The sequence below is a fragment of the Blautia sp. HCP28S3_G10 genome, from assembly GCF_052065235.1.
Classification (GTDB): Bacteria; Bacillota; Clostridia; order Lachnospirales; family Lachnospiraceae; genus Blautia_A.
Genome location: NZ_JBQHUL010000049.1, coordinates 1 through 18,751 on the forward strand (window position 1 = coordinate 1; position 18,751 = coordinate 18,751).

Annotated in this window: 17 protein-coding genes, 1 pseudogene and 1 other annotated feature; of the genes and pseudogenes, 15 read left to right on the forward strand and 3 right to left on the reverse strand. The window is 40.8% G+C overall.

The window, feature by feature from the left end; translation table 11 throughout:
- Positions 1-232 precede the first annotated feature (232 nt).
- The 6 genes from ACTNB8_RS14695 to ACTNB8_RS14720 all read left to right on the forward strand — a co-directional run bounded on the left by ACTNB8_RS14695 (position 233) and on the right by ACTNB8_RS14720 (position 5,336).
- Entirely contained in the window at positions 233-724 is a 492-nt protein-coding gene (locus ACTNB8_RS14695) for an N-acetyltransferase family protein (protein ID WP_441055890.1), read from the forward strand.
- Positions 725-787: 63 nt separating this feature from the next.
- The gene (locus ACTNB8_RS14700) at positions 788-937 is read left to right on the forward strand and encodes a hypothetical protein (RefSeq protein WP_441055892.1); all 150 of its coding nucleotides are present in this window, start codon (positions 788-790) and stop codon (positions 935-937) included.
- A 1-nt stretch (position 938) separates the two neighbouring features.
- On the forward strand, positions 939-1,763 hold the full coding sequence (locus ACTNB8_RS14705; protein ID WP_441055893.1) for an alpha/beta hydrolase: 825 nt from the start codon (positions 939-941) through the stop codon (positions 1,761-1,763).
- 69 nt (positions 1,764-1,832) lie between these two features.
- Positions 1,833-2,327 carry an RNA polymerase sigma factor gene (locus ACTNB8_RS14710; protein ID WP_441055894.1) on the forward strand — a complete coding sequence of 165 codons (495 nt, stop codon included), beginning with the start codon at positions 1,833-1,835 and terminating at the stop codon, positions 2,325-2,327.
- Positions 2,311-3,042 (forward strand): zf-HC2 domain-containing protein, encoded by a 732-nt coding sequence (locus ACTNB8_RS14715; protein ID WP_441055895.1) that lies wholly within the window; start codon positions 2,311-2,313, stop codon positions 3,040-3,042. Before ACTNB8_RS14710 ends, ACTNB8_RS14715 begins: the two co-directional genes overlap by 17 nt.
- Before the next feature lie 230 nt (positions 3,043-3,272).
- On the forward strand, positions 3,273-5,336 hold the full coding sequence (locus ACTNB8_RS14720; protein ID WP_441055896.1) for an ATP-binding protein: 2,064 nt from the start codon (positions 3,273-3,275) through the stop codon (positions 5,334-5,336).
- A 79-nt stretch (positions 5,337-5,415) separates the two neighbouring features.
- On the opposite strand, the gene ACTNB8_RS14725 is transcribed toward ACTNB8_RS14720, so the two are convergent.
- Together ACTNB8_RS14725 and ACTNB8_RS14730 are read right to left on the reverse strand one after the other, a co-directional pair.
- The gene (locus ACTNB8_RS14725; protein ID WP_441055897.1) at positions 5,416-6,000 is read right to left on the reverse strand and encodes a manganese efflux pump MntP; all 585 of its coding nucleotides are present in this window, start codon (positions 5,998-6,000) and stop codon (positions 5,416-5,418) included.
- Between the two features lie 200 nt (positions 6,001-6,200).
- Positions 6,201-6,842: a GDSL-type esterase/lipase family protein gene (locus tag ACTNB8_RS14730; RefSeq protein WP_441055898.1), complete on the reverse strand. Its 642-nt coding sequence runs from the start codon at positions 6,840-6,842 to the stop codon at positions 6,201-6,203.
- Positions 6,843-7,062: 220 nt separating this feature from the next.
- Here ACTNB8_RS14730 and ACTNB8_RS14735 point away from each other — a divergent pair, with 220 nt between their 5' ends.
- The 3 genes from ACTNB8_RS14735 to ACTNB8_RS14745 all read left to right on the forward strand — a co-directional run bounded on the left by ACTNB8_RS14735 (position 7,063) and on the right by ACTNB8_RS14745 (position 10,135).
- Entirely contained in the window at positions 7,063-7,242 is a 180-nt protein-coding gene (locus ACTNB8_RS14735; protein WP_441055899.1) for a hypothetical protein, read from the forward strand.
- Positions 7,229-9,463, forward strand: coding sequence for an RNA polymerase sigma factor (locus ACTNB8_RS14740; RefSeq protein WP_441055900.1), 2,235 nt, complete (start codon positions 7,229-7,231; stop codon positions 9,461-9,463). The genes ACTNB8_RS14735 and ACTNB8_RS14740 overlap by 14 nt, the downstream gene beginning before the upstream one ends.
- Before the next feature lie 309 nt (positions 9,464-9,772).
- Positions 9,773-10,135 carry a hypothetical protein gene (locus ACTNB8_RS14745; protein WP_441055901.1) on the forward strand — a complete coding sequence of 121 codons (363 nt, stop codon included), beginning with the start codon at positions 9,773-9,775 and terminating at the stop codon, positions 10,133-10,135.
- On the opposite strand, the gene ACTNB8_RS14750 is transcribed toward ACTNB8_RS14745, so the two are convergent.
- Positions 10,136-10,354 (reverse strand): helix-turn-helix domain-containing protein, encoded by a 219-nt coding sequence (locus tag ACTNB8_RS14750; RefSeq protein ID WP_296156269.1) that lies wholly within the window; start codon positions 10,352-10,354, stop codon positions 10,136-10,138.
- Positions 10,355-10,544: 190 nt separating this feature from the next.
- Between ACTNB8_RS14750 and ACTNB8_RS14755 the strand changes: the two genes are divergently transcribed.
- The 6 genes and pseudogenes from ACTNB8_RS14755 to ACTNB8_RS14780 form a co-directional block, all read left to right on the forward strand.
- A complete protein-coding gene (locus ACTNB8_RS14755; protein WP_441055902.1) occupies positions 10,545-12,860 on the forward strand; it encodes a leucine-rich repeat protein in 2,316 nt (771 codons plus the stop codon).
- A 100-nt stretch (positions 12,861-12,960) separates the two neighbouring features.
- The gene (locus ACTNB8_RS14760; protein WP_441055903.1) at positions 12,961-14,592 is read left to right on the forward strand and encodes a hypothetical protein; all 1,632 of its coding nucleotides are present in this window, start codon (positions 12,961-12,963) and stop codon (positions 14,590-14,592) included.
- Positions 14,593-14,619: 27 nt separating this feature from the next.
- Positions 14,620-15,276 carry a hypothetical protein gene (locus ACTNB8_RS14765; RefSeq protein WP_441055904.1) on the forward strand — a complete coding sequence of 219 codons (657 nt, stop codon included), beginning with the start codon at positions 14,620-14,622 and terminating at the stop codon, positions 15,274-15,276.
- 119 nt (positions 15,277-15,395) lie between these two features.
- Positions 15,396-16,679, forward strand: coding sequence for an MATE family efflux transporter (locus ACTNB8_RS14770; protein ID WP_441055905.1), 1,284 nt, complete (start codon positions 15,396-15,398; stop codon positions 16,677-16,679).
- 153 nt (positions 16,680-16,832) lie between these two features.
- Positions 16,833-17,762 carry an AEC family transporter gene (locus ACTNB8_RS14775; protein ID WP_441055906.1) on the forward strand — a complete coding sequence of 310 codons (930 nt, stop codon included), beginning with the start codon at positions 16,833-16,835 and terminating at the stop codon, positions 17,760-17,762.
- Between the two features lie 22 nt (positions 17,763-17,784).
- Positions 17,785-17,868: pseudogene (locus ACTNB8_RS14780) on the forward strand (ZIP family metal transporter); the annotation flags it as partial.
- Between the two features lie 508 nt (positions 17,869-18,376).
- Positions 18,377-18,618 (forward strand) — a binding site (T-box leader).
- Positions 18,619-18,751 lie beyond the last annotated feature (133 nt).

Sequence of the window (18,751 nt, forward strand, 5' to 3'; positions counted from 1 at the left end):
ATCGCATTATGACTGTCTGAAAAAGCGTTAAGTATACCAGCATCCAATATTTATCAAGACTATTTACAGTACATTTTCCTTAAGTAAATGACATTGGGAGTGAACAGTAACGAATAAATTGATGTTAAAAGAGTTGAACTTATTGCAGGTTCGACTCTTTTTGTTTTATAATCATATACGTGTATTTATTAATGGAGAAGAAATCGAGCAGCTGTTACAGGAGACAGAAAAGATGAACGTAAAGATAAGAGAATATACAACAGAAGATGCAAAAGCAGCAAGTGAGATTTGGAATCAGGTAGTAGAAGACGGAGTTGCATTTCCGCAGGAGGATACACTGACAGAAGAGACAGGAGATGCTTTTTTTAAGGAGCAGACATATACAGGACTTGCAGTAGATGAAGAGAGTAGGGAAGTGGTTGGACTGTATATCCTTCACCCGAATAATGTCGGCAGATGTGGACATATATGCAATGCAAGTTACGCTGTCAGAAGAGACTTTCGTGGTGGACATATCGGAGAAAAACTGGTTCTTGACTGTCTCAGGATGGCAAAAGAAAAAGGATATCGTGTGATGCAGTTTAATGCTGTAGTGGCCTCCAACATCCATGCGCAGCATCTGTATGAACGAATCGGATTTAAAAAACTTGGGGCGATTCCGGGAGGATTCCGTATGCCGGACGGACATTATGAGGATATTTTTCCATATTACTATGAACTGTAAAAATTTGCAGGTACCATTGTTTTTGGAGCCCTGACATCTAAAACAACAGAGGAGAAACTTGTTATGTTATTAAAAAAAGCAGAAGCTTATCTGGAAGAAAAAGGTTTCCTTGATCATGTTATAGAACTGAAAGAATCAACAGCAACTGTGGTTCTTGCAGCGGAAGCCTCCGGCTGGGTGGAGGTCTGCAAAGAGTTGGAACAGGAGTCCTGAAATGATATATAAAAACATAAAAATAAATGTAGATGGCCATGAAGAAACAGCAGATCTTTATACATATATTCTGGATAATTCCATAGAAATGAACCCGGAGAGAAAGCGTCCGGTTATTGTGATATGTCCTGGCGGAGGGTATACAAAAACCTCTGACAGAGAAGCAGAACCAGTTGCCATGCAGTATCTTGCAAAAGGTTATCATGCGGTGATACTTCGTTACAGTGTGGCTCCGGCAAGATATCCGGTGGCATTGTTACAGCTCGCAGAAACTTTGGCATATCTGAGAAAAAATGCAGAAGAATTTCATATAGATACTGAAAAAATTATCCTGCTGGGGTTCTCGGCAGGTGCACATCTGGCAGCCAGTCTGGGTGTTTTCTGGAAAAAAGATTTTATCGCAGAGACCCTTCATACAGACGCTGAAATGATGCGGCCGAATGGCATGATCCTCAGCTATCCTGTTATAACTTCAGGCGAATTTGCACATAAAGGTTCTTTTGAATGTCTTCTGGGAGAAGAGTGTAATGACGAAGAAAAAAGAAAAGAACAGTCTCTGGAATATCAGGTGACCGAAGATACACCGCCAACATTTCTGTGGCATACAGTTACAGATGACTGTGTACCGGTGGAAAATTCACTTTTGTTTCTGGAGGCACTGCGCAGACACAGAATTCCTGTGGAAATGCATCTTTATCCTGCAGGAGGACATGGCCTGAGTCTTGCAAATGATGAGACAAGTTATCAGGATGGCGGCTGTATTCAGCCTGAGTGTCAGTCCTGGGTGGAGTTATCGTGTGTATGGATTAAGAATCTGAAAAAATAAAAAAGGTTGTAACGTTTTTGAAATATATATCGTCATATATGTGAAGGAGGAAACAGAGAGGAGACAACAATGCTGAATATTCAGGAAGTATACGAAAAATATTTCACAGTCGTATACAGATATCTGCTCTCGCTTTCACACAACACCCATATAGCAGAGGAACTTACACAGGAGGCATTTTTCAAAGCTCTGAAGAAGCTGGACGAGTTCAGAGGCGAATGTGACCTGCGTGTGTGGCTTTGCCAGATTTCCAAAAACACATATTATGACTATCTGAAGAAAAACAGAAAATATGCACCGGAATCAGAGGAAGAGATGGAAGAACCGTTTGCTGATGATCTGGTGGAGAATTTTTCAGATAAAGAGACAGCTTTGCAGGTTCACAAAGTCCTTCACAGACTTGCAGAGCCATATAAAGAAGTTTTTACTCTTCGTGTATTTGGAGAACTTGGTTTTGGCGACATATCCTCTCTCTTTGGTAAAAGTGAAAGCTGGGCAAGAGTAACTTATCACAGAGCGTGCAAAAAGATCAGGGAGGAACTGGATCATGAAAATCAGCTGTAACATTATCGAAGATCTGCTGCCACTTTATGTGGATGATGCAGTAAGTGAGGACAGCAGACAACTTGTGGAGGAGCATCTGAAGGAATGTGCTTCCTGCAGAAAAATACAGGAAGAAATAATAAGAGAAAATCAGTTTAGTTTAGAACAGAGAAAACTCTCAGTTGATGAAAGAAAAAAAGCTGAGATACGTTCACTGAAAAAAATCCGAAGTAATATCCGGAGAAAAAGAATTCTGTCCGTGGTTCTGTCGGCTGTACTTGTGCTGGGAGTGTGCGGATTTGGACATTACTGGTATTATGACAGAGAGTCATATCTTTCCTGGGAGGATACCGGAATGACCATAAAAGATAATAAATTATATGGAAATGTCAACCCACTGGGACGAATAAGATCTGTTATATCTGTAGATCAGAAAAATATGTTTTATATTGTCTCAGAAACAGGATGGACGCGTAAAGAATATCCGACAGACAAAAATGAAACTTATGAAATCCTGGATTTACAGAAGTTTGAAGAGGCATATAACCGCAAACAGGACGAACCAGCAGATGAAACTTCCCTGCCGGCAGGTATAGAGAATGTTTATTATGTAGAGCCGGCTTATGTTAAAGAAGCAGAACAGCTCTGGGATTATGCAGATGAACCGGATAAAGCCGGAGAAAAAGAAGCAGAACTTGCTTCAAAGTGTAAACTGATATTTACTGTTCACAGGTAATATCCCGCAAGGTGTTTTGCCATGAATATGGCAAAAGCCTGAGACATATGGGGCAAAATTCCATCACTGCAGGTGATTTGGAATGGATTTTGATCAAGTTGCTGTGACGGAGTGAAATGTGATGTAGTATATGCGTCATATTGTTTACAGCACATAAATAGTTGACTTAAAGTATTTCAGGCAATAAAATAGAAAGGAAAAATAAACTTGAGAAAACTGAGAAATTAGAAATGAATAAACTGAAATACAAAAAGAAAATATGGACGCAGAGTTTAATAGTTTTTATTGCCACATTTCTGGCAGTATACTTCTGTACGTTCTGGATAAACCAGAACCAGAAAAAACGGGAAGAGCTTAAAGCAGCTTATACTGCCGAGTCTACAATAAGCAGAATTGAGGCTCAGCTGAATCGTTATCTTGCTGAATCAGAACTGATCAAAAACGCCATTGAAAACGGTCACACACTCAGTGATGGCGAATTTTCTGAACTGTGCAGACTTATGCAGGATAATGATACGGTCATCAAGGTTCATGAAATAGCAAAAGACGGAATTGTATCACAGGTGTACCCTCTGAAGGGAAATGAAAAAGCAATTGGTCTGAATATGTTCGAAAATGCGCAGAGAAAAACTGAGGCAAAACTTGCCAGAGACAGTGGAGGGTATACGATCGCAGGGCCTTATGAGCTGATACAGGGAGGAACAGGAGTGCTTTTGTTTGATCCTGTTTATGCCATAGATGCTGCAGGAAACAGATATTTCTGGGGATTTTCAATCCTTGTTATTGACTGGCAGCAGTTTATTAAGGAAATGAATCTGGAAAAACTGGAAGAAGCTGGTTATCATTATCAGATCTGGAAAAAGAATTCCGATACAGGAGAACCGATTGAAATTGCAAAGAGCAAAAATTATGAAAAGAGTGATGACCTGGAGGTTGCATGTAAAGTACCGAATGATACATGGTATTTTGAGATTATTCCGGAAAATGGCTGGATTACTTCAGCACAGAAATTCTGGGGCGTGCTTATTGCGCTTCTGACAGCTTCAATAATGGTAAGCATGTATCTGCAGTTCAGGATTCGACGTTACAGAGAAGCTGATTATGAGGCAGAACTGGAAAATTCAGCCAGGGAAGCCAGAGAGGCAAATGAAGCAAAACCCCGCTTCCTTTTTAATATGAGTCATGATATCAGGACGCCTATGAATGCAATTATAGGGTTCTCAGATCTTCTGGAGAAACATATAGATGAAAAGGAAAAAGTTCTTGATTATATAAACAAAATCAAAAGTTCCAGTGCATTTTTGCTTTCACTGATCAATTACATTCTGGAAATGGCCAGGATTGAGAGTGGAAAGGTCGTTTTACGTACAGAAACCAGATGCTTAACAGAACTGATAAACTCGCTGACGGATGTTTTTGAACCGGAAGTAAGGAAAAAGCAGATCACATATTCCTGCAAAATGGATATTAAACATCAGTATGTGATGGGAGATGAAACAAAAGTCAGGGAAATATTTATTAATATTATCGGAAACTCACTGAAATATACGCAGAAAGGCGGCATGGTTTCCGTGAAGGTTACGGAAATTCCTTCTGAAAAAGAAGGGTATACTTCATACAAAATAGTTGTCGAGGATAATGGAATCGGTATGAGTGAAGAATATCTGCCACATATTTTCGAGGAGTTTTCAAGGGAAAAGACCAGCACAGAAAGCAAAGTTATCGGCACAGGTCTGGGACTTCCGATCGTTAAGTCGCTTGTTACCCTTATGGGAGGAAGTATTGAAGTAGAAAGCCAGCTCGGGGAAGGAACGAAAACAACGGTCATTCTTCCGTTTCAGATTGCTTCAGAAAAACAGATCATGAAGGAACAGCAAAAAGATAAAAAATCCTGCCCACAGAATCTTGCAGATAAGAGAATCCTTCTTGCAGAGGATAATGATCTGAATGCGGAGATTACCATGACAGTTCTTGAAGAAAATGGTCTTAAGGTAGAACGGGTTGCCGATGGAAGGAAATGTGTGGAGGCAGTCAGAAAAATGCCGGTAGATTATTTCGATATGATTCTGATGGATATTCAGATGCCGGGACTTGACGGATATGAAGCTACAAAACAGATCAGACACCTTGGTGACAGCAGGGCGCAGATTCCGATCATCGCAATGACTGCAAATGCTTTTGACGAAGACCGTAAAAAGGCCCTTGATGTGGGAATGAACGATCATATAGCCAAACCTGTTGACCAGGAGACACTGTTTGAGCTAATGGCACGGACTATAAAACAGAGTCTCTGAGCTGCTTTGACAGATACTTCTGGATATCAGTATATTGATACCTGCAGATAATCCGATGCATGAAAATTTCTTCAATATATCAGAATGAAATGATTTCCAGATGTTCCAGGAGGATTTTGAGTCCCAGAAGGACAAGGATGAGACCGCCGACAAGTTCTGCTTTGGTTTTGTAGCGGCTTCCGAAAAAATTTCCGATACAGACACCTGCGACAGAGATGATCATGGTCGTGATGCCGATTACGGTGATCGCCTCAATGATTGGTGTGCCGAGAAATGCAAAAGTAATACCAACAGCAAGGGCATCAATACTTGTGGCAACAGCGAGCATCAACATGTTTTTGTGATCGATAGGGGCATCTTTCACTTCTACTATTTCTTCTTCGTTCCATTCACGGATTGCTTCTAACATCATTTTTCCACCGATAAAGGTAAGGAGAATAAAAGCAATCCAGTGATCGATACTGGTGATATACTGCTGGAACTGACTGCCGAGGAGCCATCCGACAAATGGCATCAGTGCCTGAAATCCTCCAAAATAGAGACCAATGATGAGTGCCTGTTTTTTGTTGAGTTTGCTCATTCCGAGCCCCTTACAGATGGAGACTGCAAAAGCGTCCATTGCCAGTCCGACGCCCATCAGGACGAGTTCAATAAATAATGCCATAATGCTTCCTTCCTTCTTTTCTGAGAAATTTTGAGTATACAGAGAATTTGACACCGGCAACTTCTCTTGCATACCAGGGCATAAAAAAGACTCATATATACTTTCACAGAAATGACTACAGAGAAAAACTCTGATATTTTCCGAAAAAGTATACATGAGTCTTATTCTTTATGTCAATAATATTTCTCAATAAAAAGAAATTAGATAACATCTGAAAGTGCATCGTACATAAGAGAAATCCGGCGATAAACAGCATCTGCCAGCGCTGCGTGGCCGGCTTCGTCCAGATGTTCTCTGTCAGTTACGCTCGGGGAAGCAAAATCGGCAGCATTCAGAAATGCGGCATGATTCTGGAGTGCAACTTTGCGGTATTCTGCCGCCAGATTACGTGATACGGCTTCGGAGTCTGAATTAAACTCCGGATCAAAGTCAGGTTCTCCGACACCTTTTCCCAGATGAATGGGAGAGATGACCAGTATATCAAAAGGAGTGGGAGAACTTTTGCGGGCTTTGCGGATCACCTGATCAAGGCCTCTGGCAATAACTGTAGCAGAAGCACCGTAGCGGGTTTTGCAGTCATTGGTACCAAGCATCAGGATCATCAGATCAACAGGAGTCTGCATCTCCACAGTGACACCGATGAGGTCAAGTCCACGGCGGCCTTCCCGCAGTTCATCCTGAAAGACGGTAGTCCGTCCGCACAGACCTTCTTCTATAATATGATAATCCGGGCCGAGTTTCTTCTGAAGAAGCCCTGTCCATCTTATGCTCTCATCAAATCTGCCAGTTCTGTCTGGCTTATATCCATATGTATTAGAATCTCCAAAACATAAAATATTCATAACCGATCACTCCCTGTGAATGTAAATGTGCTCTTCTAAATGGTTATAACTACTATAAACATACTAAGTTGATATGTTTAATATAATAAACGCTTTCCCACGAAAAGTCAAGAGGGAAAAATGAAAACGATTCCCGTCAAAAATTTCTAAATTTATAAAACTTTACGTGAAGTTGGGATGTCTATATAGTAAGAGAGGGGGATAGAGAGGTGGCAATCTTATGAAAGACAAAATTATACAGTGGTTTGTCAGGTTAATAAAACTTGACATGGAATATTTTATGATGGAAAATAAAGAAAATCATAAATGTTCTGAAATCTATACAGCTAAAATTACTGACAGTGATAAAAAGCAGCAAAACAACATGGAAGAGAAAGGAAACAATTATGAATTACAGTGAGGCAGTAGCCCTTGCACTCGAGGGAAAAGAACAGGGATTTCAGTTTCTGTACGAAGAAAGCTATAAGAGCAAATACTATCTGTCACTTCAGTACATGAAGAACAAAGAAGCGGCAGAAGATGTTCTGCAGGATGCATACATAAAAGCATTCAAAAATTTAAATAAACTTCAGGAGCCGGCAGCTTTTGAAAAATGGCTCGGCGTGATCGTAGCCAACACAGCCAAAAACGCACTTGCAAAGAAAAATCCTGTATTATTTACAGATGTTGCAGTGGACGATGAAGGCGAAGAATTTACATACGATGTAGAGGATGAGAACCCGGAAAATCAGCCGGAGCTTGCCTATACACGAGAAGAGACAAAAGAACTGGTACATGAACTGATGGATTCTCTTTCAGAAGAACAGAGAATGTGTGTACTGATGTTCCATATTGAAGGCGCATCAATCTCAGAGATCGCCGAGGCAATGAACTGCTCTGAGAATACCGTCAAATCCAGACTGAATTATGGAAGAAAAAATATCAAAGTCAAAGCTGAAGAACTTCAGAAGAAAGGATACAAGCTCTACAGCGTTGCACCTGTACTTCTCCTTGTTTACCTGCTTCGTTCCGATGCGGAAACAGTATCTGCGAGCACCGGTGTTACAGCAGCAGGCAAGGCTCTGGAAGAAAAAATTCTCGACAATTTAAGAAAACAGCAGATCGTATCCAGACAGCAGCAGGCAGAACATTATGCAGAAAAAGTAAAATCAAAGTCAGAAACTGCCGGAAAAACCAGCAGAACTACATCAAAATCAGCAGGCAGACAGGCCGGAAAAACAGCCGCAAAAGCAGCAAAATCAGGATTTCTGCATACAGCAGCCGGAAAAGCAGTTGCTGCGATCATAGCAGTGGGAGTAGTCGGAGGAGCTTTCTACGGCGGCATGCAGTGGAACAGCCACAACAGCAGTAAATCCGAAGCAACAGAGGCACAGCAGCAGGCAGAAGCTACAGAAGCACCGGAAGTTACAGCAGAACCGACAGCTGCACCGGAGCCGACAGCTACACCAGAGCCGACAGCCACACCGGAACCGACACCAACACCTGCCGTAAAACAATATAGCAGTGATTTTTCAGAATGGATCGAGGGCGGACTTACAGAAGAAGAACTGGAATATGTACTGGCATATTTACCGCAAAATCTGGAGGAAGGCGGACTTACAGAAGATATGCTGACACAGACTGTAAATGCGCTGTGCCAGGGAACAGGTAAGAATGGTGAAATCTATATTACAAACCAGGGCTGGGATGATCAGTCAAGAGGAATCTATTCCACAGCAGAAATAAACCGTATTATTTCCTGTTTTACAGACTATCAGTATCCGGGAGATACAGTTGCGCTTTATATTGCCACTTTAAATCGTGAGGAAACTGCGGATATTTATACCAGTTTAGCGGGGACAACGATGCTGGAGAAAGAAAATGACATAAACATTTACTACAGACACCGCGAGATAAACTACGATGAGAGTGAAGCAGTATCAGAAACATACAAAGTAGCAGTTATGCGTCCTACAGAATCTGGCAGATATCGTATTGTTAAGATCAGAGATGCCAGTGAAGAGGAATCACCGGAAAATATCAACGCAACAATTGATAAAGTCCTTGGAAATGATCATCCGGAACCGGCTCCGGGCTCTGAGGCAGAATCAGCAGAACCGGCACCGGAAAATGCTGCAGCAGGAAGCACAGCTGCTGGTGGAATCCGCAGTCTCTATGAGGGAGTTCTGACCGGTGTACAGAATGGACAGTATAGCTTCCCGCAGAACAGAAACAGCAGTAAATATGAATACTTTGTTGCTGATATTAACGGAGACGGAATCCCGGAACTTGCTGTTGGCCCCACACTGGAAGATACTGCATTTATTCAGCATGATATGAAAATCTTTACCTGCACACAGGGTGACGGAGGATACCAGCTTACGGAAGTGCCCGGAGATCAGCTCATAGATAATATTTATATAGCAGCAGACGGGAACGGACTTTATGAGATGATGGTTTCAAGAGGAAACGGAAACTGCGAAGTTCATCGTATTACCATTGGAAGCGGCAGCCTTGATATGGGCGGCGCAGAGCAGACCTTCATTCTGAATGATGCATCATTTGCAGAATTTACGAGTACCAATCCATTCCCTGAATGGAAATCCGTTTCAGATACTAGCGGTCTGGACGGACTTCAGTAAGAATTGAATATAATATAGAGATAAAGCTCTCTTTGGGAGACTGAGGCAGATTCACTGTCAGTCTTTCAAAGGGAGCTTTTTGTTTCCTGTGAACAGCAACAGTTTTATTACTGTTCACAGGAATACTGTGTTTCTTTATTGACGATTAAATACAGATGTTATAAAATCTATAACAGTATAGACAAAAAAACATCTATAAAAAATTTAAAAAAAATAAAACCTTTTTTGTATATCACCTGTCTATGTATTAAAGGAAGCAAAAATCCGGAAAAATTCCTTCAAAAAAATAAAGACAGGGGGGTGTGAAAAATGGAACTGCCATATGAACGACAGATACTTCGGCTTTTGCAGGAACTTTCTCATTATCAGGTGGTGGTGAGGCATTGCAGACAGGAAAACGCAAAATATACAGATGAACTTGAGAAGACATGCAGAGAGATTGAGCGTGCTGTGTATGAAATGGAAGAAAAACAGCAGGCGGCACTTTCACAGTGGAGAAAAATCAACGAACAGGAAAGAACACGAATTATTTTTCCTGTTACAAGCGGAGTCGAAAAAATGGCCGAACTTGCGGAACAGAAAGGCTGCAAAGCCATGGGGCAGTATCTGGAATCCATGATCATGGAGGAGATACTGGGACTTCTGGATCAGCCGGAAATTTACATGGAGTGATCACGGGTTATCGGAGGTATCGTCCGGGACAAATTCCAGGATATCAGATACCTGACATCCGATTACACTACAGAGCGTGTTCAGTGTTTTTGTAGTAATAGTTTTACCGCTTCGCAGACGCTGGATCGTATCCGGCAGGATTCCGTATTCATATATTAACTGATATGTGGATATATCTTTCTGGTGGATTGTTTCCCAGAACGGATTGTATGAAATCATGGCGTTACCTCCTGTTAAACAGGATGGTAGCATAGACGATATTTTATACATGCACGATATATCATGCATATTAATGATAAAACCAAAATTCAGCATATTACCAGAAGGTAATTGTTCAGCAGAACATATCCTGCAAACAGGAATCAAATATAACTGTGGAATACATTTAAATCATCAGGAGGAAAAAAGCATGAAATGGAAACAGATTTTAACCATCGGACTGTCAGCAGCGACGATTATGTCAGCAGTTCCGGCAGAGGGAGTACTTGTGTATGCCGACACGGAACTGGAAGCAGTAAGCGATAGTGGTGAAGAAATCAGTGTCACAGATGAAAATCAGCCAGAGGATACTGATGGATTCACAGAAAACGAACTGACCGGGGATACAGAAGAACTGACAGCGAATGCAGAAGAATCAACCGGAGATACCGAAGAACTTACAGCCACTACAGAAAAATCAGAAGAACCATCTGAAGGGAATACAGAATCAACTGAGAATCTTTTTTCTGATGATACAGAAGATCAGGCAGAGGCAGCCGGAGTGGATTCAGAATACGGCGCTGTTGTAGACAGTGGCACGATCCCTGATGAAACCAGTGGAGCAGAGATTACCTGGACTGTTTATGACAGCGGAAAACTGGTGCTCGAAGGAACAGGTGCCACACCGGACTGGTCACCATGGTTTGAAAACAAAGAAAGTATCACCGAAGTGATTGTAGGAGATGGAATCACAACACTGGGCGAGCGAAATTTTATGAAGTATCCGGCACTTGAGACAGTTACCTTTCAGGGTTCCATGTCCAAGATCAGCAACAGTGCATTTGAAGGCTGTAAACTGCTTAAAAATATTACAGTTGAAGGAAAAGCAGCAAGTTCCGCAGGGAAGAAACTTATTCAGCTTGGAGAGTGTGCCTTTAAGGATTGTACAGGTCTTGAAAGCGCGGAATTTACAGGAAATTTTGTGACAGACAAAAATGCATTTGAAGGCTGTACATCACTTAAAAGCATAAAAGCGAAAGAATCCAGTATCGCTATGCTTGGAAACTATACCTTTATTAACTGCACTGCCTTGACAAATGTAGATCTACCGGTCAGAATAGCAAAAGAAGGAGCTTTTGCTAATTGTACCTCTCTCAAAAATTTTGATTTCGCAAATCTGAGCAGTATTGGAATCTATGCATTTATAAATTGCAGCAGCCTTGAAAGCATAAAAATACCAGATACAGCAACTTCAATTGCAGAGGGAGCTTTTTATGGATGCAGCAGCCTGACGAGTATTGAGCTGCCGGAAAAAGTCACCACAATCGGTGCAAATGCATTTATGAGATGTAACGGAGTCAAAACTCTGAAAATCCCGGGAACTGTTACATCAATTGGTAAAAATGCTTTTTCGGAGTGTACCGGTCTGGAAGAACTTGATATTGAGGAAGGCGTAAAGACAGTGGAGGACTGGGCTTTTGCAGGCTGCTCCAGTCTGCATACACTTATCCTGCCACAGTCTGTCAGCAGTTTTCCGAAGGGTTTTGTCACAGATTATAAGCCAATCACAAAAATCTGTTACAGAGGTACCAGAGAACAGTGGATCGCAGCGAACTTAAGCAGTGATAATTTCTATAATGCAAGGATTTATTTTGAATACAGTCCGGATCATACACATCAGATGATCGAGAGATCTTATATTTATACAAATTCCTGTACACAGCCGGGCAGAAAAGAAACCTTCTGCAGTATATGCGGATATATAAAATCTTCAGAAGAAATCCCGGCACAGGGACATGACTGGAAAACAGAAAGTACAGTAAAAGCCACCTGTACAAAAGCCGGCGTGAAACATCTTGTATGCGCAAGATGCGGTGAGAAAAAGGACGAGGTAATTCCGGCAGGACACAGCTTCTCTGCATGGAAAACAACCACAGCGGCAACTGTATCTTCGGCAGCAGTGCAGACACGTACCTGCTCCGGATGCGGCAAAAAAGAAACAAGAACAACAGGAAACAAACTGACACCAACCATTAAAGTTAATGCAACAAAACTTCCGCTGAAAACAAAGCAGAAAACAAAAGTCCTGAAAGTCACAGGTCTTGCAAAAGGTGATTCTGTGGCAGTATGGAAATCTTCCAATACAAAAGTGGCAAAAGTCTCCGGAAGTGCAAACGGAACCTGCATCATCACAGCAGGCAAAAAGACCGGCAAAGCAACTGTTACAGTAACCTTAAAGAGCGGATTAAAGAAAAAAATTACAGTCACAGTACAGAAAAAAGCAGTAAAAACAACAAAGATCACAGGTATTGCGAAGAAAACCAGACTGAAAAAAGGAAAAACACTTACACTGAAACCGGCAGTTACACCACTGACAAGTCTTCAGAAAGTAACCTATAAATCCAGTAATAAAAAAGTCGCAACAGTTACCTCAAAAGGTGTGATCAGAGCACGTAAAAAAGGAACAGCAGTGATCACTGTGAAATCCGGAAGCAAAACTGTGAAATGCAGGATCACAGTCAAATAAAAAGATTTAAAATTTTTCATCTTTTTAAAACCTTTTCCAGAGACGGCCTGTCTATATAGTATAAAACAAATAAAAAAGATGAAACAAAGGAGAAAAAAACATGAAAAAAGAAAAGGTACTTGCTTTATTATTAACAGCAGCAATGTGTGCAACTTCAGCAGCACCGGTGTCAGCAGCAGATTTTTCAGATGAGACTGCAGAAACCGTTGCAGTAGAAGCCACAGAAGAAAACCCGGAAGTGGAAGCCGAGGACACTGAGTCAGATGTAGTTTCTGATGCAGAGGAAACAGAGCCGGAAGTGATCGCAGATGAAGCAGCTGATGATTACGAAGAAGGTGAAGTGTCAGTAGAGGCTGATGACGTTGAGGCAGCAGGCGCAGATGTGCAGGAACTTGATTTCTCTGATGAAATAACAGCAGAAGAGGAAGAAGAGACAGACGAAGCCGGATCAGTACCGATAAAAGGAACTGTGAAGGCAGATGGCGGTTCCATATCCGGTGTAATTCCTGGACGGAATAATGCTTCTTATTATAAAATTGACTTATCATCAGCAGGAGGCCGTTTATCCCTTAAGGGTAGTTCCACTGAATACATGAGATACACTATCATGGATGAAAGGGAAAATGTAATAGTAAGAGATTATAATGATAAAAACCACACTTTGGACAAATCATATGAGCTGACACAGGGAATTTATCTTATTAAAATTTATAATGAGTCAGACTCAGCTAACGGAAGCTTTAACATCAGAACATATTTCGATACAGAAGGGAAAACCACTTTCCAGGAAAACTCTAATGATACAATATATAAGGCAAGTCCTATCTCACTTGGACAGAAGATCTTAGGTCATACAGCAATAAATAACACGGACGATTACTACAAAATTGTGATACCTGAAGACGGAAAATATACTTTCACATATAGAACAAGAACGGAAGGTGCAGGTTTTCAGCCATTCCTGTATGATTCTTCATTGAATGAGGTGGAATGGGCTATGCCTGGAGATGCAGGAAGCTGTAGATGGGAAGTAGAAAAAGGAACCTATTATTTCAGAATAAAAGAGGGAAGTTTTGGAGCGGGTTATGGACGTGGCTTTTATGATATGGTAGTAACCGGTCACACCCACACATTCTCTTCCTCTACTGTAGACAAAGCCACATTAACCAGCAACGGAAGTATTACAGGTAAGTGCACAGACTGCGGACAGACTACCACATCAACTATCTACCGTCCAGCCAGTATCCGCCTTACAACCACAGCGTATACATACAATGGCAAAGCAAAGAGACCAGGCGTTGTCGTGACAGATGTAAACGGAAGAACAATCGGTTCTTCTTCCTATACAGTATCTTATGACAGAGATGCAGTTTCAGCAGGAAAACACAAAGTAACGATCACATTCAAAGGTAACTACAGCGGTAAAGTAACAAGACGTTACACCATCAATCCGAAAGGTACTTCCATCTCCAAACTCAGAAAGGTGAAGAGAGGATTCAAGGTAAAGGTAAGAAAACAGGCCGCAAAAACAGCAACCGGTTATCAGGTACAGTACTGCATCAGAAGCAACTTCCGGGGAGCAAAGACAAAGACCTTCAGAGGAACTTCTTTCACAGTAAACAGACTGAAAAAGAAAAGAGTATATTACGTAAGAGTACGTACATATAAGAAATCCGGAAGGAGAACTTACTACTCTTCCTGGTCAGCACCGAAAGCAGTAAAGACCAGATAATAAAAGAATTTCAGGAGGAAAGAGTTTATGAAGAAAACAGCAAAAAGATTTCTGGCACTGTTCCTGGTAATGACAATGGCAGTGATCGCTCCGATCGGAGTGCAGGCAGCAGACACAGTAAAAAAAGCAGATACTTCCTACGTAACTTATTATCCAAAGACAAAATATTATGACAACGCACAGCAGGTAAGCAACTCAGAAAATGCAAGGTTTACATCTCTGAAATCATCAAAAAAATCAGTGGCAACAGTCAGCTGCCGTAAAAATAAATGGGGCTATGCTGTTTATGTACTGCCGAAAAAAACAGGTACAACATATGTTTCTTATAAGCTTCAGGGAGTTGCGTACAAACAGAAGGTAGTTGTAAACAAGTATGTCAATCCATACAAAAAAGTAACAGTCAATGGTCAGAACATTACAAAACAGTTTAAGAAAACTAATGTTGCAGTTGTAAGCTACAAAAAATACAAAAACAAAAAAGTTACAATTAAATATGAAATGAAAAAGAACTGGGGACAGCCACATGCCGATTATTGTGTGAATGGCAAAATCGCCAAATGTTTTGTATCATTTGGCAACAAATTGTCCATAAAGAAACCAAAGAAAAACTCCAGTATTGAAGCATCTATATTCAATCGCAAAAATTATAAGATAGACCCATACAGCATCATAATGTTCAAATAATCGCCAGTTCATAAGTCACTAAGAAGCTTCGAAATTTATAGATTCCGGAGCTTTTTACTTGTCTTTTTATGTGAGTTTCTTTATAATGCAGGAGATGATAATGAAATGAGGAAATAAAAATGTTAAAAAGATTTTCAAAATATGTATTTCAGAGTGTAGCCGGAATGGTAGGCATATCTGTATATGTCCTTGCGGACACTTTTTTTATATCTGTATATTCAGGGGCTGATGGTCTGGCTGTTCTGAATCTTATTCTTCCGGTATTTGGAATTATTTATGCGATCGGAGCGATGATAGGTATTGGTTCAGCGACAAGATATGGTATCAATAAGGCAAAAGGTGAGAATGTGGATTACTATTTCTTTCAGTCTATTGGCTGGAGTGTATTATGCAGTGTTCCATTTGTGCTGCTGGGAGTTTTTATTCCGGGTAAAGTGCTGGCTCTTCTGGGAGCAGATGCCGGACTGGTAGCACTTGGAAAAACTTATATCAGAATCATTCTTATGGCTGCACCTTTTTTTATGTGCAATTATACAGTGACTGCTTTTGCGAGAAATGATAATGCAACTTCAGTCGCAATGGCAGGTTCAATCGCAGGAAGTATTTTTAACATTGTATTTGACTATATTTTTATTTTCCTTGTTGGTTTTGGGTTTTCCGGTGCAGCACTGGCAACGATGTTCTGTCCTGTTGTGACTATGTCTTTATGTGTCACTCACTATTTGAGCGAAAAATGTCACATTGGTTTTAAATGGAAAAAGCTTTCACTGAAAAATCTGATTTCCTGCTGTCAGCTGGGTGTATCTGCATTTGTCGGTGAGATTTCCTCAGCGGTGATCGCGCTGGTTTTCAATTATCTTATTCTTGGGATTGCAGGAAGTATTGGTGTGGCATCTTATGGAATTGTCGCAAATATGTCAATTGTCGGAATGTGTATTTTTAATGGAATGGCACAGGGTGCTCAGCCAATGATCAGTGAGTGTTATGGAAAAGGACAGCGCGACTCTGTAAAAAAACTTCTGCGCTGGGGACTGAACAGTGTTTTAGTCGTGGAAGCGGTTATGGTTGCCCTTGTATGGGCGTTTACAGATGTTTTTGTTGCCATTTTTAACAGTGAGAATAATCCGGTGCTTCTGGAATATGGACATACCGGACTGCAGCTGTATTTCCTGGGATTTATTTTTGCAGGCATAAATATTATGCTGGTGGCTTATTTTTCAGCAACAGGAAATGCCCGTCCTGCGATCATCGGATCTCTTATGCGAGGTGTAATTGCGATTGTGATCTGTGCAGTTGTACTTTCCATGCTTCTGGGTATGAATGGTGTGTGGCTGTCATTCCTGGCCTCAGAAGTGATCACATTTATTGTGATTCTGATCCTGTCACGAAAAAAACAGACATAATTTAAAAATTTTTCATCTTTTTAAAACCTTTTCCGGAGATTGCCTGTCTATATAGTATAAAACAAAAAAAAAGATGAAACAAAGGGGAAAAGAAATATGAACAGAAAAAATATCAAAAAAACAATCATTAATATAAAACGCGAGTAAAGACATATGAGTACATTTGAAATCCTTCTGGAACAGACCGGGCTTTTTATAATATACATGCTGGCGGGGGTAATCCTGATCCGGACGAAAGTTCTGAACAGGGAGACTCTTGAACCGATTTCCAGATTTGTGATAAAAATGGCCCTGCCTCTGATGGTTTTTATTAATATAACAGACGGGGCAGGGAAAGAGGTTCTGCTTCAGTCATGGCCGGTCCTGGTAATTGCAGCCGGTTTTTATATATGCATGTTTATTGCAGGGAGAATTCTGATAAAATTATTCAGGCTAGAATCAGATCAGATCGGTGTTTACCGGGCAATGATGCTGTTCGGAAATATCGGATTTATGGGAATGCCCATGATCGTCAGTGTATTTCCGGGAGACGGCGCATTGTATGGTTCTGTCTTTATGATGATCGACCAGTTCATGCTCTGGACTCTTGGCGTAAAGCTTCTCGCTTCCGGTGGGAAAGAGAAATTTCAGTTACGGAAACTTGTCAATCCGGCAACTGTGGCTATTGTGCTTGCGGTTTTTATGGTTCTGACAGGACTCAGGCTTCCGGCACTTCTGGATACAGCTTTTCAGAAGATCGGTGCAACTTCCTCTCCGCTGGCTATGATTTATGTTGGAGGAATTTTTGCCACAGCTGATATCAGTAAATATCTGAAAAAGATTTCGCTTTATGGAATCGTAATTGTAAAGATGATCCTGATGCCGGTTCTTCTGTTTATTGTACTGGGAATGTTTCCGGTTGCAGGAGAAATGCGGCTTATCATGGCACTGCTTACCGGAATGCCGACGATGACGGCTGTTGTGATGATGGCAAATGCCTCCGGACTGGACGGAGATTATGCACTGGGCGGTGTTCTCGTCACCACAGTGTGCGGAATTTTTACTCTTCCGGCAGTGTGCTGGGTATTACAGAATATGATGTAGAAATAATAAAGCTTCTCCATATGCCGGAAAACATTCTAATACTGGCATGATTTTCTTTGCTGCGGGATTTTTACTGATGATGATACTCGATGTGGCTCTCGGCTGAGAGATACTTTGTACAGGAAAAAGATCCCGCCAAGGAATCCTGGTATTATACCTGCATAACCGGTTGCGCAGAACAAAACAGTAAGCCTTGTCATAAAGGCTGCATTTCCGGCCATCAGATTTCCGATGCCACCCAGGAGAAGACCAATAAATGCCCAGCCTGTTGTTGCTGCTGCAAGAAAAACAGGTGTGACATGTGGCTTTTTTACATGATTTTCAACATAATTCCATAATGATTTATACATTGTAATCCCTCATTTCTTATTGTAATGGGGGATTTTTGTCCCCCACTTCAGTGTGTTCAGTTGTTATTTCTTTATTTGTTTTCAGTATAGGGAACTATTGTAAAATGCGAATGCGCATTAATGAAAAGTTTTTGTAAAATCATGTTAAAAACTTGTATATTACAAAAAATATACAAAAAATTACGAATTTAATTGTAAAATATATTCAAATTACTTATTGATATTTTCTCAAAAAAAGAGTAAAACATTAGATAAATAAAAAAGAGAAATGCATTGAACAGGACAGGTCACAAGATGATAACCAGATTACAGAGAGTCGTTGGCTGGTGAGAAGCGGCAGAAGGTATTTTTGTGATATCACCCGGGAGCATCCCACTGAATATCAGTAAGCAGGGACGTGGTCTTCACGTTACAGAAGAAACTGTTAAAATGACAGTAACAAGAGATTATATTTAGTGATAGATATAATAATACAAAGTGGTACCACGGAAGATTCCGCCTTTGTTATCCGAAAGGATAGCAAAGGCGTCAGACTGTAGACAAACTTGGTGTTGGGTGTTATGCCCAGCACCATTTTTCTTTTAAAACTTCTTTTCTTTTTATTTTTTTCAAAATCAACAAAAATCTGGCTGTATTCCA